Here is a 20,828-nt window from a genome sequence, read left to right on the forward strand (position 1 = left end):
GGGTGTGCAGGGGAGCCGTCCGTGCCCGCCGACAATCCATCGCCTCTGCCACCACATCAGTCACTACAGACGTCAGTCATTGCCCGTGGCGCCGACGATGGAGGCGAAGATCCTGTCCTGCGGTGTGGTCGGCACATGGAAGAAGCCGTTGTTGCGGCCCAGCCGCAGCACCGCCGCCTCGTCCGCCACAGCCTTGACGTCTCCCAGGTTGTGACTGATGAGGATCACTCCGATGTCCTGCTCACGGAGCTCGTCGACGAGGTCCAGGACATGGCTGGCCTGAGAGACGCCCAGCGCCGCGGTGGGCTCGTCCAGGAGGACGGCCTTCGGCCGGCCGAGGAGTGCGCGGGAGATCGCCACGGTCTGCCGCTGACCCGCGGACAGTGAAGCAACCGGAGCACGCACGTCGGGGACGCGGATGCCCAGTGCGTCGAGCTGCCGTCGCGCCTCCCCACGCATGCCGCTGTTGTCCATCAACCGGAACAGGCGGCCCCGGACACCGGCGCACCGCCGCTCCCGTCCCAGGAAGAGGTTCTCGGCGACATCGAGGGCGTCGCACAGCGCCAGATTCTGGTACACGGTCGCGATGCCCAGACGCTGGGCGATCTGGGGCGTCCTGATATGGACGGCCCGGCCCTCCCACTCGATGACGCCCTTGTCGGCGGGGTCGACACCGGCGATGACCTTGATGAGGGTGGACTTACCGGCACCGTTGTCGCCCAGTAGGGCGACAACCTCCCCCGCGCGGAGCTCCAGGTCGACGTCCTTCAGGGCTTGGACGGCGCCGAACCGCTTGGAGATTCCGCGCAGCGAAAGCAGGGGAGGCCCAGTCACGCGAATCTCACCTTCTCCTCCCGATCACGGGTGCCGCCGCACCGCCTCGGTGGAGCCCTGATCACAGGCGAGTCCGGTACCCCATGACAGGATCAGGACCTTCCCTGGCAGATCACCATCTTTCGCCCCTCGTGGCACGGCCGCAACCTTCAGCCCGGTGCCGGCGCCGGTGCCGGTGCGGCCGGGCGCGGCACAGCGTGCCTCGACGACAGTGCGCCACGCCGCGGGCCGCTGAGGCCGTTGAAGAGGAGATTGAAGGGCAAAATGCCATATTCATTAACAATCTGGACACATATGTGAGGTACGGGGGCTTCCACGACGTTGGACCCTGCCGGAGGAGGGTGTCACCGATGGCACACCGTCACACCGTCCGCAAGCGCAGCCGGCCACGGCGCCCCCGGCAGGGGGCCGCGGTCCTCTTGGTGGGCACGTTGCTGCTCGGCGCCGCCGCCTGCGGCGGGAGTCAGGACTCCACGGGGGGTGGCGGGACACGGAAGGTCACGATCGGTCTGGTGACCAAGACCGAGACCAATCCGTTCTTCGTGACCATGCGCAAGGCCGCCGCGGACGCGGCGAAGAAGAACGGCGCCGAGCTCATCGCCCTGGCCGGCAGGTTCGACGGCGACAACGAGGGCCAGGTCGCCGCGATGGAGAGCCTCATCGCCCGCGACGTGCAGGGAATCCTGATCACGCCGTCGAACACGACGGGGGTCCTGGGCGCCATCGCGGAAGCCCGGCGGCAGGGCATCCTGGTGATCGCGCTGGACAGTGCCACGGACCCGGAAGACGCCGTGGACGCCACGTACGCGACCGACAACTTCAAGGCGGGACGCCTCCAGGGCGCCTACGTCAGGGCCGTGCTCGCCGACCGGCCCCCCGAACTGATCATGCTGGACGGTACGCAAGGGTCCTCGGTCAGTCAGCAGCGCCACGACGGGTTCCTCAGAGGGTTCGGGATCAAGGACGACTCACCGGTCATCCGCGGGCGGGCGAACACCAACGGCGACCGCAACCGGGCGCAGACCGCGACGGAGAACCTGCTGCAGCGCACGACCGACGTGAACTCGGTCTACACCATCAACGAACCGGTGGCCGACGGCGCCTCCGCTGCCATCGCCGCACGCGGCCTCACCCGGCAGGTGACCATCGGCACCATCGACGGCGGATGCGACGGCGTACGGGCCGTCAGATCCGGCCACTACGCGGCCACCGTCATGCAGTTCCCGGTCAGGATGGCCGACCGGGGTGTGGCCGCGGTCATCGAGTTCACCAAGAGCGGGAGGAAACCGTCCGGCTTCACGGACACGGGCACGGAACTCATCACCGACAAGCCGGTGCAGGGACTGGCGTCCCAGAACACGGACTGGGGACTCCAGCACTGCTGGGGATGAGCTTCGGGCGCCGACCCGTGGAAGGGACCAGTAAAGGATCATGAGATCTCCCGTCACCACCAGCCCCGCGGCCGGGAGCGAGCCGGACGCTCCGCTGCGGCAGGCGTTGCGGTACGCGCTGCGCACGCCGACGGCCGGCCCCCTGGCCGCCCTGGCCGGCGCCGTACTGGTCTTCTCGCTCACGACGGACACGTTCTTGACGCCGGGAAACCTCTCCCTGGTGCTGCAGCAGACCATCGTGATCGGCATTCTGGCGCTGGGACAGTCCCTGATCATCCTCACCGCGGGCATCGACCTGTCGAACGGGGCCATCGCGGTCCTCGGCACGATCGTGATGGCCAAGCTCGTCTTCGAGGGAGGCAGCCCCGCGGCGGCGCTGCTGCTCGGCCTGGTCGTGGCGACCTTCCTCGGGCTCGTCAACGGCCTGCTCGTGGCCCGGCTGGGCCTGCCCTCCTTCATCGTGACCCTGGGCGCACTGACCGTCGTCTACGCCGCGGGCAGGCTCTACTCCGATTCCCGCAGCTATCCGGTGACCAGCGATCTGCTCGTCTTCTGGGGGCAAGGCGTCCACGTCGGCGGCGCACTCGTCACGTGGGGAACGTTCCTGCTGTTGGGTCTGTACGCGTTCTTCTGGTACGTGCTCACCAGGACGAGCTGGGGCCGGCACATCTACGCCGTCGGCAACGCACCCGAGGCCGCCCGCCTGACCGGCATCAACGTGCGGCGCACGGTCCTGTCGGTCTACGTCACCGCCGGTCTCCTCTACGGGATCGCCGCCTGGCAGGCCCTCGGCCGCATCCCCAATGCCGACCCCAACTCCTACCAGACGGCGAACCTGGAGACCATCACCGCTGTCGTCATCGGCGGGACCAGCCTCTTCGGCGGCCGGGGAAGCGTGGTCGGAACGCTGATCGGAGCGCTCATCGTCAACGTGCTCCGCTCCGGCCTCACCCAGGCGGGCATCGACAGCCTCTACCAGGACGTCGCGACCGGGACCCTCGTCGTCGTCGCGGTCGGCGTCGACAAGGTCCTGCGCAGAGGTGGCGCACGCTGATACCGACGCACGCACGCCCACCTGGTGGGCAGGATGATCAGCCAAAGCGTGTGGTGAGGGTGCCTCGACGCGCGTGTCCGCCACCCCCACCGGCGCAGTCGTGCACCGGGCCCCACCGGCGTGGACGCCTTCCGGTGCCCGCCGCTTCCCCCGTGGCGGGTGAGGCGCCGGGCGGGTGCTTCGGGTGCGATGGGGGTGGCGGCCGGGCGTGCCCCGGCCGCTGCCCGGCCGACTCCACCGGCGTCCCCGGGCCAGGGCCGAGTCGGCGAGGTGGACACCGTGAAGCACTGGCGGGCTCTGATCGTCCTGGGTACGGCCCAGTTCCTGATGGTTCTGGACACCTCCGTCATGAACGTCTCCATCAGTCAGCTGGTCGAGGACTTCGACACGGAGGTCACCGCCATCCAGGCCGTCATCACGCTGTACGCGCTGGTCATGGCCGCGTTCATGATCATCGGTGGCAGGTTCGGGGACATCCTGGGACGTCGCCGTATGTTCCTCCTCGGCCTCGTCGTCTACGGCGTGGGGTCCGCCCTGACCGCCGTGGCCCCCACCCTGTGGGTCCTCGCGCTGGGCTGGTCCGTCATCGAAGGACTCGGAGCCGCCATGGTGCTGCCGGCCATGGCCGCCCTCGTCGCGGAGTCGTACCGGGGGCGGGACCGGGCCGTCGCCTACGGCGTCATCGGCGGGCTCGCCGGCGCCGGCATCGCGGTCGGTCCGCTGCTGGGCGGCTGGGTGACGACGTACCTCACCTGGCGGCTGGTCTTCGCCGGTGAGGTCGTGGTCGTCGTGGCCGTCCTGTGCTGCCACCGAGTGATCGCGAAGTCCCCCCGGACCGGCCCCCGCCCCCGGCTGGACGGCGTCGGAGCCGTCCTCTCGGCGGCCGGGCTGGGGCTGGGCGTGCTCGGGGTGCTGCAGAGCAGCACCTGGGGATGGGTGCAGCCCCGCAACCCTCCCTTCACCGTCCTGGGCTTCGCCCCGACGCTGTTCGTCATCGGAGCCGGGGTGGCCGTCCTGGCCGTGTTCCGGCACTGGGAGCGGCGGCGGGACGACCGGGGCGCCGATCCCCTCGTCCACCTGTCGCTGCTGAGCAGGCCCGTGCTGCGATCGGGACTGATGACGCTGCTGAGCCAGAACCTCATCCTGCTCGGACTCTTCTTCACCATCCCGCTGTACTTGCAGGTGGTGCAGGGGCTCGACGCGTTCGAGACGGGGCTGCGCCTGCTCCCGGTGTCCGTCACCATGCTCGTGACCTCCCTCAGCGCGTCCTCGCTGGGGAGGGTGGTGGGGCCGCGCCGGGTGGTCCGGGTGGCCCTGGCGACTCTGGCGGCGGCCATCGTGTGGCTGCTCGCCACCATCGACCCGGTCCTCGACGACGCGCAGTTCGCCGGGGCCATGGCCCTGCTGGGCGTGGGCGTCGGCCTGCTCGCCTCGCAGCTGGGCAACGTCGTCCAGTCCAGCGCCGCCGAGGAGGAACGCAGTGAGGTCGGCGGGCTCCAGTTCACGGCACAGAACCTGGGCTCCGCGCTGGGGACCGCGCTCATCGGGTCGATCCTCATCGGCGCGCTGGCCCACGCCTTCACCACGCAGGTGGCGGACGACCCACGGCTGTCGGAGGAGACCCGTACGCAGGCCGGTGTCGCTCTCGAAGCCGGGGTCACCTTCGTGGCCACCGAGCAGGTGCGCTCGGCGGCCGAGCGGGCCGGGCTGCCCCCGTCCGAGGTCGACGCCGTCACGGACTCGTACGCCGCGGCGCAGCTCGACGGTCTGAAGGCGGCGATCCTCGCCACCGGCGGCATCGCTCTCGCCAGTTTCCTGGTCACACCGCACCTGCCGACCGGCCGGGAGAGCCGCCCGCGGCAGCCGAACGCCGATGCTCCGCCCGGAGCGAGCGGACAGAAGCACATCGGATCGAAGCGCTGAGCGCGGAGGGAGGCACCGGTGTTCAGGACCCACCCCGCCACAGCCTCGGCGCGCAGTGCCGAACGCCGGGCCCGCCGGGCCCATGCGGACTACACGGGCGGCGTCTACGGATCCATGCTCGCCGCCTCCGTGGTGATCGGTGCCGGCACTCTCGGGGACTTCCCGCGCGCTGAGCTGGTGCTGCTGTTGTTGCTCACCGGCGCGGTGTTCTGGATCGCGCACGTGCACGCCCATCTGTTCGGAGCGCGTCTGGCACAACAGGCCCTGGACCGCCGGGTCGTGCTGCACGTGTGCCGGGACGAGTGGCCGATCGTCAAGGCCGCCGTGCCGCCGGCCGCCGCGGTGGCCGTCAGCCCGCTCCTGGGCCTGGACGTGCAGGGCACCCTCTGGCTGGCGCTGTCCGTCGCCGTGGCCGGGCAGGTGGGCTGGTCCGCGGCCGCGGCTCGCCACGCCGGTGCCTCCTGGCGTCTCGTGGCCGCCACCGCCTCGGTCAATCTGCTGCTCGGTCTGCTGATCATCTCCTTCAAGATCATCCTGAAGCACTGACCCGGGTCAGCCGTCCGTGTGCCGGGCGACGGGTCACCTGTACCGGGTGAGGCCCGGTGAGGCGCCGAGACGGACCATCGCAGAGAAAGGCGCCGTCCACCTGTCCCCAGGTCCTCGTGGGAGAACAGCTCATGCGCTACGAGATCCGCGTCGACGGGCACCTGTCGGAAACGCTGGCCGAGGCATTCCCGGAACTGGGTCACGTGGTGATGTCCGGCCAGACCGTCCTGTACGGCCCTGTCGTGGACGAGGCGCACCTGTACGGGCTGCTGGCGCGCTGCCAGTCGCTGGGACTGCGCGTCGTGGAGATGCGACAGCTGCCGGAGTGATCGGGTCGGCCCGCGAGTGGCGGTCCACGCACCGGGCCGATGCGCGGTCCGTGGTCCCGCACCGAACGCCGGCACTACCTCGGGACGGGTCACTGCGCCCCGTCTCGCGACGCGCGGGACGGGCGGATCACCCATCGTGGGTGGCCCGGTGGTCCGCGGCGCGCGGGACGCTGAAGCGGTCAGGTCCCCGCGCACCGCCCCGCCGGCACCCGTCGGCGGTCCGGTCGCATCGCTCGATCAGGCGAGGAGGAGCCATGACCATGTCGCGTGGTCCGGAACCGCCTACCGGACCGGAACACGTGCCCGGCGGGGCTGCCCCCGGCCCGGTGGGCGACCAGGCCGGCCTCGGCCCAGTGGGCGACCCCGCGGACGTACTGGCGCGTCTCGGCCGTTCATGGACCTGGATCCTGGGCTCGGCGGTCGCCACGCTGGTGCCGGGCGTCCTGGTACTGGTCTGGCCGGACCAGACCCTGCACGTCCTGGCGGTCCTCGTCGGCCTGTACCTGCTGGTGAACGGGGCGTTCCGGTTCGTGGCCGTCTTCGCCGGGGAGGACCACGGTGAACGGCTCGCGGGCTTGCTCCTGGCCGTGCTGTACATCCTGGCGGGGGTGCTGTGCCTGCGGAACCCGCTGCAGACCATCGCCGCGCTCTCACTGATCGTCGGGCTCGTCTGGCTCGTGTCCGGCATCCTCACCCTCCACACGGCCATCGCCGCCAAGGAACTGCCACACCGTGGCGTCGTTCTGGCCGTCGCCGTGCTCGGCATCGTCGCGGGAGTGGTGGTGCTCGCCCTGCCGACGGAATCGGCCCGTGCCCTGACCCGGCTGCTCGGCCTGTGGCTCGTCCTGCTCGGCCTGGCCGAGGTGGCCGTGGCGCTCGCGTGGCGGGCCGCCCTCCGAAGGAGGCACATCACGGGCCCGGAGAGTCCCGCCGCGACGGTCTGACAGCGTGTCCGCCGCTCCGACGGGTGCCGGCAGAGGCCCCGGACCGGTGCGGCAGGCACGGCAGGCACGGCAGGCGCGGCAGAGGCGGCGCATACGACGAGGAGAGCACGGATGAACTCACCCGCGGCGGGTGAGGCCGCCCGGTGATTGCCGTGCGCACGCTGAAGGCACCAGAACCGCTGCCGGGCGAGCGCCCTGGACGGAGGACGGACATGAGCGCGCAGATGTACCTGGCGTACGACTATCCACTGTTGAGCGCCTTCTGGACCATGCTCTGGTTCTTCCTGTGGATCCTGTGGTTCATCCTGCTCTTCCGCATCGTCGTCGACATCTTCCGTGACGACGATCTGAGCGGTTGGGCGAAGGCCGGCTGGCTGGTGTTCGTCGTCGTCCTGCCCTTCCTGGGCGTGTTCGTCTATGTGATCGCCCGCGGCAAGAACATGGGCCGCCGGGAAGTGGCGCAGGCGCGCGCACAGCAGGAGGCGTTCGACAGCTACATCAGGGAGACCGCGGGCGGCAGGGGCCGCCCCACGAGCGTCGACGAACTCGCCAAGTTGTCCGAGATCCGTGCCCGCGGCGACATCACGGACGAGGAGTTCCGCAGGGCGAAGGAGCTGGTCCTGACCGGCCACGGTCCGGCGGACCGCCCGGGCGCCGGAGGCACCACCCCCACGTCCGGTCGCTGAGCAAGCCGGACGACACGAAACGAGGGGCAAGATGACCACACCACACACCAGGCCGGTGCCCACGAGGAAGCAGGAATGGGCAGGCGGCCTCACGGTCTTCGCAGCCGTCATGCTCATGCTTGTGGGCGTACTCGACATCTTCCGGGGCGTCATGGGGATCGCCGAGGACGCCGTCTTCGTCACGACCGACGACTATGTCTTCAAGTTCGACCTGACCGCCTGGGGCTGGATTCACCTCGCCATGGGCGTGCTCGCCGTGGCCGTCAGCGCCGGGCTGCTCCAGACCGCGACGTGGGCGCGTTTCGCCGGCGTGGCCATCGCCGGGCTCGTCATCATCGCCAACTTCCTGTCCCTGCCGTACTACCCGGTCTGGTCGGTCGTGATGATCGCGATCTCGGGCTTCGTCATCTGGGCCCTGTGCGTGGTCCAACCCGGCAATCCCTTCGACCCGTACGAGGGCGCGCCGCACGACGTGTGAGCGACGCCGTGCCCGGGAGTGCGAAGAAGTGAGCGGATGGGGCGAGGGAAGGGCCGGGCGCACGCATGAGGGCCGTGCCGGACGGGCTCGCCTCGCGATGCTCGCCCTGCTGGCGAGCATCCTGGTGCCGCTCGTCGCCGCCGGTCTGCGGAGCGTGCTGTGGGTGCTGGTCGGTATCGCCGGACTGGCGCTCGCCGCCGTCGGGGTGTGGTGGACCCTGGCACACACCGGTGTGCTCCGTGCCCTCGGGGTGGCCCTGTCGGTGACCGCACCGGTCGCTGTCCTCGCCCTGTACGCCGCGTACGGCATGCTGTGGGTGGCCTGCCTGTCCCTGGCCCTGTGGGTGCTGGCCGTCACGGCGGCGCGTACGGCCCTGGCGCCCGGGCACGGGCGCACCGCCTCCGAACGAGCCGTGGCCGAGACGCCCCATCACCCCTGGGTCCTCATGAATCCGCGCTCCGGTGGCGGCAAGGTGGGCCGCTTCCACCTGGTGGAGAAGGCTCAGGCGGCGGGCTGCCGGGTGGTCCTGCTCGAGGGAGGCCAGGACGTCACCGCGCTGGCCCGGCAGGCCGTATCCGAGGGAGCCGACCTCCTGGCGGTGGCGGGAGGTGACGGCACCCAGGCGCTGGTGGCCGAGGTCGCGGCCCACCACGACCTGCCGTTCGTGGTGATTCCCGTCGGCACCCGCAACCACTTCGCCCTCGATCTCGGCCTCGACCGCGACGACCCGGCGGCGGCCCTGGGCGCCTTGACCGACAGCGTCGAACTCCGCGTCGACCTCGGGTACGCCGCGGACCGGGTCTTCGTCAACAACGCCTCCTTCGGAACGTACGCGTCCGTCGTCGCCGACCCGGCGTACCGGAACGCGAAGACGCACACGATCCTGCGGACGCTCCCCGGCCTCCTCACCGGCGAGGACGCGCCCAGGCTGCGGATGCGCGCCGGCCGGACGCACACCGACGGACTCCAGGCGCTGCTCGTCAGCAACAACCCCTACGGGCGTGCCGTCGACGCGGCCCGTCCAGGGCGCAGGGAACGGCTGGACTCGGGACTGCTCGGCGTGGTGTGCGTGCGGGTCACGAACACCGCTCAGGCGGCACGGATGGTGCGCGGTCCGCGCTCTGGTCAGCACACCGAGGGACTCATCCGGCTCAGCGCCGAGGAAGTCGTCGTCGAAGCGGACACAGACACCCTCCCGGTCGGCATCGACGGCGAACACGTCGTACTCCCGGCACCCGTCGTGTGCCGCAGCGCCCCCGGGGCCCTTCGGGTCCGCGTGCCACGCCGCCGCCCTGGTACGCCGCGGGTGAGCGGGGCGGCGGCCGACTGGCCACGCGTGGCACAGCTGGCACTGGGCCGTCCCGCTCTCCGAAGGGGAGGCTGAGGCGGGAAGCCGCATCCGGTGAGCAGTCTCCTGCAGGTGCCGCGGCTCAGGACGCCGGGTCCGGGCGTCTGCCGCGGCGCAGTGCGCGGGTGCACCAGCCGATGATCTCGGCGTTGACCTCGGCCCCGAAAGCGACGGCGCTGATGAACATCACCTGGTTGTCCGGCAACACGAGGTAGACGAGGCTGGCGGGGGCGGTGGCGAGGAGTGGGATGACGCCCGCCATGGACTCGCCCGAACTGTCGCCCTCGGTCGCCATGAGCGCCCAGACGAGCAGGACGACACAGACCGCGAGGTAGACGAGGCCGACGACGCCGAGGTGGTCGCGTACACGGCGGAAGTCGGATTTGACGGAATCGTGATCGGTACCGGTCACGGGACGGACTCCTTGGTTGCGTCGTGGTGGTCAGAGGTGGGTGCCGGGTGGGTTAGGGCGGGCGAGGCCGAGGTCGTACGCGAGGATCGTCGCCTGTACGCGGTCGCGCAGGCCGAGTTTGCGGAGCAGAGCGTTCACGTGGGACTTCACGGTGCCCACGGTGATGCCGAGTTGCTCGGCGATCTCCGCGTTGGTGAGGCCGGACGCGACCAGGGTGAGGACGCCCCGCTGGCTGCCGGTCAGGCTGTCCAGCTCGGGGGAGCTCCCGGCCGGGACCGCGGCGGGCGGTCCGGACGCGTAGTGGCCGATGAGGCGGCGGGTCGCGGACGGGGCGAGCACGCTCTCGCCGGCCGCCACCACCCGGATGCCCTGCAGCAGTTCGGAGGGGTGTACGTCCTTGAGGAGGAAGCCCGAGGCGCCGGCGCGCAGCGCGTCGAAGACGTACGCGTCGAGGTCGAAGGTGGTCAGGACGAGGACACGGGGCGCGTTCTCCCGGCCGGTGATGATGCGGGTGGCGGCGATGCCGTCCAGTTCGGGCATGCGTACGTCCATGACGACCACGTCGGGTGCCAGCTCTTCGGCGAGCCGTACCGCGGCGGCGCCGTCGGCGGCCTCGCCGACGACCGTCAAGTCCTCCTCGGCGTCGATCACGGCGGCGAACCCCGCCCGTACGATGCTCTGGTCGTCGACGACCAGCACGTTGAGGCTCATCGTTGCCTTTCCTCGTTGTCCGAGTCGTCCTGCGCGACCGCGAGTGGCAGCCGGAGGCGGACAGTGCCCTGCGGGCCGGTGGTCAGGGTGCCGCCGAGTGCCGAGACCCGGGTGGTCAGCCGCTCCCGTACGCCGGGGTCGGCGGCGCGGGGCACCCCGGTGGCAGTGATCGTCAACGTATCGTCGTCCGCGTCGAGTTCGAGGACCGCGGGTTCCTCGCCGCCGACCGCGAGCACCGTCTCGGCGGCGTGGTAGGCGGCCAGGTCGACGGCGGTGGGCAGTCGTTCCGGTACGCGGTCGGTCAGCCGTATCTCGATGTCGCGGCCGGTGGCCCGGAGTTGGTGGGCGAGCAGGTCGAGCGCCTGGAGGGTGGGCTGCGGCCGCAGTTCGGGCCCGGTCTCGGCCTCCTGAACCGTGTCGAGCAGGGCGCGCATCGCGGCCAGGGCCTCACGGGCGCGGGTCGCTGTCGCGTCGAGCCGGCCCGCCTCTGCCTCGGCGACCATGTCGGCGGTGCGGGCCAGGACGGTGGTTTCCAGGCCGGCGGCTATACGGCGACGTTCGGCCCAGGCGTCTCGGACGGCTTCCTCCGTCCAGGTGGCGAGGCGTTCGTCCTGGGTGCCCCGGGCGGCCCGGTCGCGCCGCCCGCGCAGGGCTCCGGCCCAGCGGGCCGCGCCGACCGCCAGGGACGCCGCGGCCGTCGTCCCCGCGACGACCGCCAGGACCGGAACTGTGGTGCCCCGATCGAGGACGGCTGCTGTCGCGGCCGCCGCGTGCGCTGCCACGGCGGCGACCGGGAGGGCCGGCAGGGGAAGGCGCGGGCGGTCTTCGGCGAGGGACGGACCGACTGCCGGACGGGCGGCGTCCGCCGCAAGCGCCGCGCAGGTGGCCAGCAGGCTCAGCGCAGGGGGCAGGACCACCGGGCCGGTGTAGTCGCCCGTGGCCATCGCCACCGGCCACAGCAGGGCCAGCCCGAACAGGACTCCGTGGGCCGCGCGGGGCGCACGGCGCAGCCACAGCAGTGCGACCGCCTGTGCCGTGGCCAGCAGCGCGAAGAGCACGCCCGCGGACACCCGCGTCCCGCTCGACGCGTCCTCCGCCCGGATGACCAGCACCGGGAGCAGCGGCTGTACGACCAGGCCGACGGCGGCCGTCAGCTGCGCCAGGCGGTAGCTCCGCTGAACCGACCGCTCCACCGGTGCCGCGGTCCGGCCGGGCAGGACCGCACGCACCTCCCAACCGCCTTCCGCCGTCGGTCCGGTGGTGAGGGTGCCGCCCGCCTCCCGGGCTCGCGACCGCAGGAAGCCCTGGCCGCGACCGCCGCCGAGCCCCGCACCGTGCGCCGCCGCACCGGCCGGCGGTGCCGCGCTCGTGACCACGACGTCGGTACGGGTGTCGCCGTACCGGACCTGCACCCTCGTATGCGCACCGGGGGCGTGCCGTGCCACGTTGGTCAGCGCCTCGCGCACGATGCCGTACGCCGCGTCCGCGACGGCGCCGTCCGGCAGGGGGTCGATCTCGCAGTCCACCTGCTGGTCCAGGCGCCGGAACCCCGCGACCAGGTCCAGCAGCCGCTCCTCCGGTGACGGCACGTCCTCGCGGGAGGCAGCCGGCGCCCGTACCGCGCCGAGCGCGCGGGTGACCTCGCGGCCGGTCTCGACCGCGAACTCCAGTGCCTCCTCGGCCAGTTCGGGACGACGTTCGCGCAGCCCGAGGGCCGCCCCCGCCGTGACCACCACGGCCGTCAGATGGTGGGCGCTGACGTCGTGCAACTCCCTTTCCATACGGCGTCGTTCGACCGCCGGGAGCCGGTGGCGCTCGGACTCGGCCCGCTTCAGCAGCTGTTCGGCCACTTGCCGCGCGCGACGGGTCCGCCGTACGAGGAAGCCGGCGCCGCACACGGCGGCGTACAGCACCGCGGTCAGGACGAGGTCGAGTCCGTTGCGGTCGCTGAGCCCGTGCAGGCTGATGCCCTGCAGGAGCTGCCAGACGGCGAGCGCCCCCACGCACAGCACGGCGGTGAAGGCGTCGCGCTCGGTCGCCACGGTGAACAGGGCCAGCGCGACACCCGCGGTGCCGAGTACCGCCATCGCCCCGACGGGCAGCGGGCCGGCGCCCAGCGCACAGGCGGCGACGACCACGACGAGGGTGACCACCGGGCGGATACCGCGGAGTGCGAGTGCGGCCGTCACCACTGCGGCGACCAGGGCCGCCACAAGAAGGGCGGACGCGGGCGGGACGGCCCCGCGCACCAGCGCCGCCCCGGGCCACACCACGGCCTGGGCGCAGATCAGCAGGACCGGGAGCAGCCGGTCGTCGGTTCGATTCATGGCGGATCAAGGCTATGACCGCAGGTGAGCGGCCCGAGTCCGGCTGGAGGCGGATCCCGGTCTCTTACCTGGGTTGCAGATGCTCTACCTGCGGTTCGAAGCGCCAATCGTCCCGCAGCGCGAGGACGACGCCACGCCCCCGGCCATAGGCTCGATCACATCGAGAACGCGGTCGGCCACCGCTTCCACGACCACTTCCAGGACTGCTTCCACCAGCGGTTCTTCCACGCTTTCCGCGTATCCGACTCTCCGACGAACTCAAGCGAACTCAAGCGAACTCAGGGGGACCTCCCATGTCCAAGCGCATTCTCTTCACCTCGCTCATCGGCGCCGTCGCCCTCGGCGGAGTGGCCGCCGGCGGTCTCGCCCTGGCCTCGGCCCCCACGGAGCCGACCCTGGAGAACGGCTCGGCCCGCTACGTGGCTCCGTCCGAAGGCAGCGCGGGCTCGTTCACCTACACCGTGGACGTGAGTGACGACTCGGGCATCCGGACCCTCAAGGTCCTTGCCTGGCCCGCGAGTTCGAAGCTCGACCCGACCGAGGTGGAGCTTCGCTCGGCGGAGAACGCCAAGTGCCGGAGCACCTCGGACGAGACCACCCGCTGCACCTACACGCTGAAGGTCACGAAGCGGGAGGCGGCCGAGCTGGCCAAGGGCACGTGGCACGTCTCGGCACTGGCGACGGCCAAGGACGGGGACACGACGTTCGTCCCCCGCGCCGCCGCCTTCGACGTCACGCCCTGACACGTCAGTCGAGCCCCCGGGTCGGACCTGGGGGCTCAGCACGCAACCGGCGCAAGGTGATTCACACCGGTTCGGGTTGCGGTTCCGGTTGCCGCTCCGATGCGGTCCTCGGTTCCCACAGTGTGGTGGTCCGTACGTAGCCGTAGACCACTGAGGTCATCGCCAGTATGAGAAGTGGTCCGTAGACCCACGGATGTTCGGCCATCTCCAACGGCAGACAGCGATACGACACCAGGAGCGCGGCGAAGACTGTTGCGCCGTAAGCGACCAGTTGGATCCCTGATCGGTCCCAGCCGCGGTCGTACGCGCGCAGAGCCGCCTCGACCGTGAGGGTGAACACCACGCCGGCGATGAGATCCACGCCGTAGTGGTAGCCGAATCCCAGCGTTGCGACGAGCGTGGCGATCAGCCAGAACGTGCCTGCGAAGCGCAGAACCCTCGGGCCCTGCCGGGTATGAATGAAGATCGCGACCGCCCACGCCGTGTGCAGGCTGGGCATGCAGTTACGTGGGGTGATCTCGTCGAACGGCATGCGGTGCGGGGCGTTGATCGGCGGCGGCGTTTCCGGCCACAGATCGGCCACCGCCCAGTGCCCGGTGGGATGCGTTTCCGCCCACAGGCTGACCGCCGCCCAGTGTTCGGTGCCGTTGGCGTACGCGAAGACCGGTCCGACCACCGGGAAGATCATGTAGATGGCCGGCCCGAGGAGGCCGATCACCAGAAACGTGCGCACCAGATGATGGCGCGGGAAGCGGCGCTCGACCGCCACGTGACGCAGTTGGTACAGCGCGACGACGACCGCGGCCACCGCGAGCTGGCCGTAGACGAAGTCGAGGAAATTGAAGCCGATCGAGCCGGTGGCCGTGACAACCCGGCCCACCAGCCACGACGGGTTGCCCAGCGCGTGATCGGCGGTCGCCAGGTACTGGTCGAGCACCGCCGGGCGGGTTTTCGAGGTGATGAGCAGCCAGGTGTCTCCGGTCTTGCGGCCGGCCACCAGCAGCAGGCCCAGCCCGACGCCCTTCAGCAGCAGAACACGTTCCCGGCCGGTGCGGCGCGTGACAGCGATGACCGCACAGCCCAGAATCACCCACAACGCGCCGTTGCCGAAGGGGTGGCCGCCGGTCGTCCTGGCGTCGACCGCCCACCGGACCAACAAGAAGACGACGTCGATACCGATCGCGGCACCGACCGCGATGAACCGTTGCCGCCAGGTGAGTACCACCATCATCAACGCCATACTGGCGTACAGCAGAGGCCCCGATTTGGGGGCGAATATCACCTCTTGAACCTGGTGGGTCATCGGCCCCTGCAGGCCGTAGCGACGCGCGACGATCTCCAGCGTGATGAGGAATCCGAGGGTCGCCACACCCGCCACGGCCCAGAGTCTCGCTCGTGGTTGCCGCCACACGGCCGCAATTCTGTGGGTTATCCGAGAAAACACCCGCGATATCTTATGTCTCAACTTTTAGTCGATTCTCCCTCACGAAGCGCAGCCCGTCGGGGGCCTGGCTCGGCCTCCGACGCCGGGCGTCGACGTGGCTTCCGGCACAGGAAGATGGAAGGATCACCGTCCGGGTTCCGGCTTCTGGACGGCGCCCCGGCCGCGGGCACAGCATGTCACCCCCCTCCATGGAGAAGGCCCAGGTCGAAGACCCGGGCCTTGTTCCTTGTCGGTTTCTTCTGCGATCACTCGCCGCGTGCCGCAGCTTCCCGGCGTGCCGTGCGGGCGGTCGCGTCGAGGCCGGCTGCTCTGGGTGCGGTCCGCACGAGGCCGAGTACCCGGTCGCGCAGGGCGTCGACAGCCCCCTGGAGGGGCGCCTCGACGTTCAGCCGCAGCAGGGGCTCGGTGTTCGACGGCCGCAGATTGAACCAGCGGCCGTCGCCCAGGTCCACGGTCAGCCCGTCCAGCCGGTCGGTGGTGACCCCTTCCCCGCGGTAGACGGCTTCGACCCGGTCAAGGGTGCCGGTCACGTCGGCGACCACGGAGTTGATCTCACCGGAGGCCGCGTAGCGGGAGTAGCCGGCGGCGAGCTCGGACAGCGGGCGGTCCTGCTCGCCGAGGGCGGCCAGCACGTGGAGGGCGGTGAGCATCCCGGTGTCGGCACGCCAGAAGTCGCGGAAGTAGTAGTGGCCGGAGTGCTCGCCGCCGAAGACCGCGTCGTGCTCGGCCATCGCGGCCTTCATGAACGAGTGGCCGACCCGGGAACGGACCGGCGTGCCGCCCTGCTCACGGATGATCTCGACGGCGGCCGCGGAGGTGATCACGTTGTGCACCACGGCCGAGCCGGGGTGACGGGCCAGCTCACGGCCGGCGACCAGGCCGACGACGGCCGAGGGGGACACCGCCTCGCCGCGCTCGTCGACGAAGAAACACCGGTCGGCGTCCCCGTCGAAGGCGAGGCCGATGTCGGCGCCGACGGCGCGCACCCGGGCCTGAAGGTCGACGAGGTTCTTCGGGTCCAGGGGATTGGCCTCGTGATGGGGGAAGGTGCCGTCGAGTTCGAAGTACAGGGGGTCGACGTCGACGGGCAGTCCGTCGAGGACGGCCGGCACGGTGTGGCCGGCCATGCCGTTGCCGGCGTCCACCACCGCGGTCAGGCGGCGGTTGCCCTTGAGGGGGACGAGGGCGTTCAGGTGGGCGGCGTAGTCGCCGAGCAGATTCCGGGAGGTGAGGGTGCCGGGGCGGGCCGCCGGCACCGGAATGTCGTCGGCCTCCAGCCAGGACCGTATCTGCCCCAGCCCGGAGCTCTCACCGATGGGCGCCGCTCCGGCGCGGCACAGCTTGATGCCGTTGTCCTTGGCCGGGTTGTGGCTGGCGGTGATCATCGCACCGGGCAGGTCGAGGCTGCCGGAGGCGTAGTACAGGTAGTCGGTGGAGCCGAGCCCGGCCTCGACGACGTCCGCCCCTGCGGCGTTCGCCCCGGCGGCGAACGCCGCGGCCAGCTCCGGGCTGCTGTCGCGCATGTCGCGAGCGACCACGATCCGCGGCGCGCCGGTGAGCCGGACGAAGAGGGCACCGGTCTTGCGGGCGAGGTCGGCGTTCAGCTGTACGGGGACCTCGCCACGGATGTCGTAGGCCTTGACGAGTTGGGAGTAGTCGGGCACGGAAAAACCCTCTCGTTGTCGGGGGCAGGTCGGGGCCGACGGCCCCCGGCTCCGGGGCGAGGCACCTCGCGTCACGGCCCCACGGACGCGGAGCCGACTCCGCGTCCGCCGAAGCGGCGGCCTCCTGTCGGGCACCGGGCTGCTGGGCGCAGTACCAGCGATGAGCGAGCCGTTCAGGGCCATGACGTGTGGATACGTCGTTGGTGACGGCTTCCGCCAGCCGTGGAGTCACTGGCGTTTCGGCTAGGCGGTGACCGCCTGGACCCAGCCGAACGCCGTGATCTCCTTCGTCGCCGTCTTCAGGTCCTTGGCGTTGTCCACGCCGCGCCAGTACCCGTTGATCCGGTACGCCGACAGCCGGCCCTCCTGCGCCAGCCCGGGGAAGGTGGTGTCCTCGTGGTCGCCCAGGTCCGGCAGGAGCGCGGTGACCTCCGGCTCGAACAGGTACACCCCCGCGTTGATCCAGTGCGGCAGCACCGGCGCCTCCGTGAAGCTCGTCACCCGGTCGGAGTGGGTCATCTCCACGATCCCGTACGGCGACTTCAACGGCGTCACCGCCAGCGTGGCGAGCGCGGCCCGCTCGACGTGCGCCCGCGCCAGGTCGCGCAGCGAGAAGCGGGTGAGGATGTCGCCGTTGAGGCCCGCCCACCGTTCTCCGGGGAACGGGAGGTGGGCGGCGGCGTACTTCAGGCCGCCGCCGCGGCCGAGCGGCTCGTCCTCGACGACGACCCGTACGTGCAGCGGAAGCCGGTTCGCGTCCACGTACGCGCGCAGCACGTCGGCCTTGTAGCCGCAGGAGATGACGACCTCCTCGATGCCCTCGGCCGCCAGCCAGTGCGCCTGGTGTTCGAAGATGGGCCGTCCGGCCACCTCCACCAGGGCCTTGGGGATGTGGTCCGTGTAGGGGCGCAGCCTGCTGGCCTGCCCGCCGGCGAGGATGACGGCCTGTCGGACGTGTGATCCGCCCCAGCCGGTGATGGCGGGAGCCGTGTCATGCGTGATGGTCATGGTGGGGTCCCTCCCAGGACGAAGGTTCGGACGAACGTTCAGATGCCTCGAAGCGGGTCGATCGGGCGGTCGGACACGGCGAACGCCGCGAAGTCGGCGTACTGCGAACGCGGCGTCGCCCAACTCGGGTCGCTGCCGCCGAAGAAGGTCGAGAAGAGCACTCCGTCGATGCCGAGCCGGTCGGTGGTACGGAATTCCAGTCCGCCCCGGCTCATCACCTGCCGCCCGTCGACGTGGACGGTCACGTTCCCGTCGAAGCGGCCCGGCCGGTTGAGGCGTACGGCCTGTTCGACGCACACCCAGCGGCCGAGCGGCCAGTCCCAGGAACCACGGCCGAGCGAAGTGCCGTGGGCGACCGACGTCGGCAGATAGGCGTAGACCTCGGCGGCGCCGTGCGCGCGCCACATGTAGCGGGTGGACAGCCCGTCGTCGCCGTCGGGAATACGACGGCCGCTCGTCACCGTCCCGCCGTACAGACCGGGCAGCTTGCCCCCCTTGACGAAGTCGAAGTCGTCCGGGAACCGGACGTAGTAACGAAGGTGGAGGAAGTCGACGGAGCCGTGCAGCAGCTCGAGGTAGAGCTGCGCCCCTCCCTGGGGAAGGCCGTACTGTCGCGCCACGGTCGGGCTGGCGGAGCGTGCCGGGTAGTGCACCCGCAGCAGCCCGCCCAGCACGGGGTGGCTTCCCGGCAGCAGCTCGGCGCGGGAGAGGCCGAACGAGCCGTCCGCACGTGCCGTGAGCCGGGGGCCGAAGAACCGGGCCAGGGCCGCCGGGTCCGCGCTCAGCGGGGTGGCCGAGCCGGCGGAGCGGCCCGGGGATCCGGACGTGCCGCTCCCCGGTCCGGAGGAGCAGGCGGCGAGCCCCGTACCGATCGTGGCGGCCCCGGAAGCCTTGATGAACTGCCGTCTGCGCACTGCCGCCGCTCCCGTCTCGTGTGCCGGACTGTCGATCTGGGGGTCAGGTCCTCTCACGGTCCGCTAGCTCGCCCTGACGACCCGGTAGTTCACCTCCTGCGTCGTGCTCGGCACCGTGTGCAGGGTGAGGGTGCCGTCGGCGGAGGCCGTGCCGCCGGCGATCGTGGTGCCGCCCGCCGTCAGCACATACCTGGTGCCGGCGGTCAGCCCGGTGGCGGTGAAGGCGAGGTCGGTGCCGGCGGTGCCAGGCTCGACCAGGACCTCGTATGCTCCGGCGCCGGTGGGCACGCGGCCCGTGGCGGTGCCGCTCGCGGGGACCACCGCGACCGACTGCGGGGTGACGGTCACCTGGGAGGTGCCGACGGTCGCCGCGGTCAGCGTCGCCGTGCTGCCGGTCCCCGAGGAGCCGAGCGTGGTGGGGACGGCCGGGTAGCCGCTCGCCTTGTAGACGGTGCCGGCGGAGCCGGTGAACGACGCCGAGCCGACGGAGTCCACCGCCACCTTCGTGGACTGCTTGATGTCCTCGAAGACGATGCTGCCCGGAGTGGCCGGGTCACCCTTCACCGAGTACGTCAGCGACGTGGGAACGGTGTTGCCGGAGAACACGGTCCCCGTGCTCCACTGCGTGAGCACACCGGAGGAGAACGTGCCGCTGAACGCGTTGCCGGAGAAGACCGTCCCGTCGGTCTGGTTCAGCTTCACCGCGTTGCTGGAGGTCGTGTCGAAGGTGTTGCCGGTGAAGACGAGGTCGCTCGGCCGGCCGGAGCTGTTGGTGTAGGCCGGGATGTCCGAGCCCTGGTAGGTGAAGACCGCGTACTGGCTGCTGTTCGTCACCGTGTTGCCGGTCGTGGTGACGTCCCTCGAGCCGACGCTGTAGCGCAGCCCGTACTCCGCGCCGGTGACGATGTTGTTGCGGATGGTGTCGCCGCTGCTGTCGAAGACCGCGATGCCGGCGCCGTTGGGCTGGTCGTGGACGTGGTTGTTCTCGATGACGCTGTCGGTGACCCCGCGGTGGATCATGATGCCGTGGACCTGGTTGTCCGACGGGTCGTCGTCGCCGGGCGGGACGTACGGCGGTATGCCGTTGTGGTCGACCTCGTTGTACGCGATCTCCAGGTGGTCGCAGCGCTGCGAGCAGATGATCCCGTGGTCGCCGTTGTCGTGCGCGTGGTTGTGCTTGATCGTCAGGTAGTCGGAGTCGTCGTGCGGGTCGAGCCCGTACATCACGTTGTGGTCGTACTCGTTGCCGATGAAGGTCATGGCGTACGCGTTGAACGTGTACGTGCCCATGAAGTTGTGGTGGAACCGGCTGTTGGTCTGCGAGCCGTAGACGTTCAGTGCCGCGCACACGTCGAGGTGGGTGGAGTCGCAGCCGCGGCCCTTGTAGGACACGCCGTAGCTCTCGGCGGCGTGGGAGCCGAGGTAGCCGATGTCGCTGTCCTTGATGTCCATCCGCGACTCACGCGGCGTGCCGTCGGCGTCCAGGTACGAGATCGCCCGGATGAAGGAGCGCGCCCGTGAACCGGCCGCGGCGTTCGCGGGCAGGTACGGGTCCGTGTCCGGGGCGCCGGTGGCATCGTCCCACGAGGTGATGTGGACGGTGTTGATGTCGATGTCGCCGTACTGCGCGGTGATGGCGCTGACGTGAGTGGCGACGTTGTCGGACAGGCTGCGCAGCCGCAGGGCGTCGACGTCGCCGCCGACCGGTGTGCCGTGCAGTTCGAGGGTGGCGCCGTTCTGGACGACCAGGTCCGCACTCAGTTCCCAGGTGCTGGTGCCCGGGTCCGTCTCCACCAGGGGCGCGGACGGGCAGAGGGCGTGGATGTCGGACAGGCTCGCGGTGCCCGAGGTCAGGTAGATGGTGTTGGTGCTGCCGGCGTAGCGAACCTGGCCGGAGCACGCGACGGCCTGGGCCGGCGCTCCGAACAGCACGATGGGGCCGGTCAGCACTCCGAGAACGCTGAGGTAGACGGCAACGCGTCGGGCACCGTTTCGGGTGGTCGCGGCTGGTCTGAGTGGCTGGTCGTTCATGCGAGGCTCCTGACATGGCCCCCGCCGTTCGGCACTGAACT

At 70.8% G+C, this 20,828-nt stretch carries 19 protein-coding genes; 10 read left to right on the forward strand and 9 right to left on the reverse strand.

What is annotated here, in order from left to right:
- Positions 1-72: 72 nt before the first annotated feature.
- Complete coding sequence (locus IE263_RS00975; protein WP_189931174.1) at positions 73-834, reverse strand: ATP-binding cassette domain-containing protein; 762 nt, start codon at positions 832-834, stop codon at positions 73-75.
- Between the two features lie 350 nt (positions 835-1,184).
- On the opposite strand from IE263_RS00975, the gene IE263_RS00980 reads away from it, so the two are divergent.
- The 9 genes from IE263_RS00980 (at position 1,185) to IE263_RS01020 (ending at position 9,569) form a co-directional block, all read left to right on the forward strand.
- Positions 1,185-2,225, forward strand: a complete 1,041-nt coding sequence (locus tag IE263_RS00980) for a substrate-binding domain-containing protein (protein WP_189931175.1) — start codon at positions 1,185-1,187, stop codon at positions 2,223-2,225.
- 40 nt (positions 2,226-2,265) lie between these two features.
- A complete protein-coding gene (locus IE263_RS00985) occupies positions 2,266-3,279 on the forward strand; it encodes an ABC transporter permease (protein WP_189931176.1) in 1,014 nt (337 codons plus the stop codon).
- Between the two features lie 279 nt (positions 3,280-3,558).
- Positions 3,559-5,202 (forward strand): MFS transporter, encoded by a 1,644-nt coding sequence (locus tag IE263_RS00990; protein ID WP_189931177.1) that lies wholly within the window; start codon positions 3,559-3,561, stop codon positions 5,200-5,202.
- Positions 5,203-5,220: 18 nt separating this feature from the next.
- On the forward strand, positions 5,221-5,748 hold the full coding sequence (locus IE263_RS00995) for a hypothetical protein (RefSeq protein ID WP_189931178.1): 528 nt from the start codon (positions 5,221-5,223) through the stop codon (positions 5,746-5,748).
- A gap of 131 nt (positions 5,749-5,879) precedes the next feature.
- Positions 5,880-6,077: a DUF8691 family protein gene (locus tag IE263_RS01000; RefSeq protein WP_189931179.1), complete on the forward strand. Its 198-nt coding sequence runs from the start codon at positions 5,880-5,882 to the stop codon at positions 6,075-6,077.
- A 254-nt stretch (positions 6,078-6,331) separates the two neighbouring features.
- On the forward strand, positions 6,332-7,021 hold the full coding sequence (locus tag IE263_RS01005; RefSeq protein WP_189931180.1) for an HdeD family acid-resistance protein: 690 nt from the start codon (positions 6,332-6,334) through the stop codon (positions 7,019-7,021).
- Between the two features lie 212 nt (positions 7,022-7,233).
- On the forward strand, positions 7,234-7,707 hold the full coding sequence (locus IE263_RS01010) for an SHOCT domain-containing protein (protein WP_189931182.1): 474 nt from the start codon (positions 7,234-7,236) through the stop codon (positions 7,705-7,707).
- A gap of 31 nt (positions 7,708-7,738) precedes the next feature.
- Entirely contained in the window at positions 7,739-8,185 is a 447-nt protein-coding gene (locus tag IE263_RS01015; protein ID WP_189931184.1) for a DUF7144 family membrane protein, read from the forward strand.
- 97 nt (positions 8,186-8,282) lie between these two features.
- Positions 8,283-9,569: a diacylglycerol/lipid kinase family protein gene (locus tag IE263_RS01020; RefSeq protein WP_189931979.1), complete on the forward strand. Its 1,287-nt coding sequence runs from the start codon at positions 8,283-8,285 to the stop codon at positions 9,567-9,569.
- A gap of 46 nt (positions 9,570-9,615) precedes the next feature.
- Here the strand turns inward: IE263_RS01020 and IE263_RS01025 are convergent, their stop codons facing one another.
- Genes IE263_RS01025 through IE263_RS01035 form a run of 3 tightly spaced genes read right to left on the reverse strand, consistent with a single transcriptional unit; the run spans position 9,616 to position 12,983 of the window.
- Positions 9,616-9,945 carry an SCO4225 family membrane protein gene (locus IE263_RS01025; protein ID WP_189931186.1) on the reverse strand — a complete coding sequence of 110 codons (330 nt, stop codon included), beginning with the start codon at positions 9,943-9,945 and terminating at the stop codon, positions 9,616-9,618.
- A 30-nt stretch (positions 9,946-9,975) separates the two neighbouring features.
- Entirely contained in the window at positions 9,976-10,656 is a 681-nt protein-coding gene (locus IE263_RS01030; protein ID WP_189931188.1) for a response regulator, read from the reverse strand.
- Complete coding sequence (locus tag IE263_RS01035; RefSeq protein WP_189931189.1) at positions 10,653-12,983, reverse strand: sensor histidine kinase; 2,331 nt, start codon at positions 12,981-12,983, stop codon at positions 10,653-10,655. Before IE263_RS01035 ends, IE263_RS01030 begins: the two co-directional genes overlap by 4 nt.
- Before the next feature lie 293 nt (positions 12,984-13,276).
- Here IE263_RS01035 and IE263_RS01040 point away from each other — a divergent pair, with 293 nt between their 5' ends.
- Complete coding sequence (locus IE263_RS01040) at positions 13,277-13,726, forward strand: DUF5707 domain-containing protein (RefSeq protein ID WP_189931190.1); 450 nt, start codon at positions 13,277-13,279, stop codon at positions 13,724-13,726.
- Between the two features lie 61 nt (positions 13,727-13,787).
- Here the strand turns inward: IE263_RS01040 and IE263_RS01045 are convergent, their stop codons facing one another.
- From IE263_RS01045 to IE263_RS01065, 5 genes are all read right to left on the reverse strand, one after another.
- Positions 13,788-15,104 carry a phosphatase PAP2 family protein gene (locus IE263_RS01045; RefSeq protein ID WP_229910735.1) on the reverse strand — a complete coding sequence of 439 codons (1,317 nt, stop codon included), beginning with the start codon at positions 15,102-15,104 and terminating at the stop codon, positions 13,788-13,790.
- Positions 15,105-15,415: 311 nt separating this feature from the next.
- Complete coding sequence (locus IE263_RS01050; RefSeq protein ID WP_189931192.1) at positions 15,416-16,834, reverse strand: phosphomannomutase/phosphoglucomutase; 1,419 nt, start codon at positions 16,832-16,834, stop codon at positions 15,416-15,418.
- 243 nt (positions 16,835-17,077) lie between these two features.
- A complete protein-coding gene (locus IE263_RS01055; protein ID WP_189931193.1) occupies positions 17,078-17,842 on the reverse strand; it encodes a nucleotidyltransferase family protein in 765 nt (254 codons plus the stop codon).
- A gap of 38 nt (positions 17,843-17,880) precedes the next feature.
- The gene (locus IE263_RS01060) at positions 17,881-18,756 is read right to left on the reverse strand and encodes a polysaccharide lyase (protein ID WP_229910736.1); all 876 of its coding nucleotides are present in this window, start codon (positions 18,754-18,756) and stop codon (positions 17,881-17,883) included.
- Between the two features lie 63 nt (positions 18,757-18,819).
- The gene (locus IE263_RS01065) at positions 18,820-20,787 is read right to left on the reverse strand and encodes a right-handed parallel beta-helix repeat-containing protein (RefSeq protein WP_189931194.1); all 1,968 of its coding nucleotides are present in this window, start codon (positions 20,785-20,787) and stop codon (positions 18,820-18,822) included.
- Positions 20,788-20,828 lie beyond the last annotated feature (41 nt).

The organism is Streptomyces aurantiogriseus (genome assembly GCF_014649375.1).
Taxonomy (GTDB): domain Bacteria; phylum Actinomycetota; class Actinomycetes; order Streptomycetales; family Streptomycetaceae; genus Streptomyces; species Streptomyces aurantiogriseus.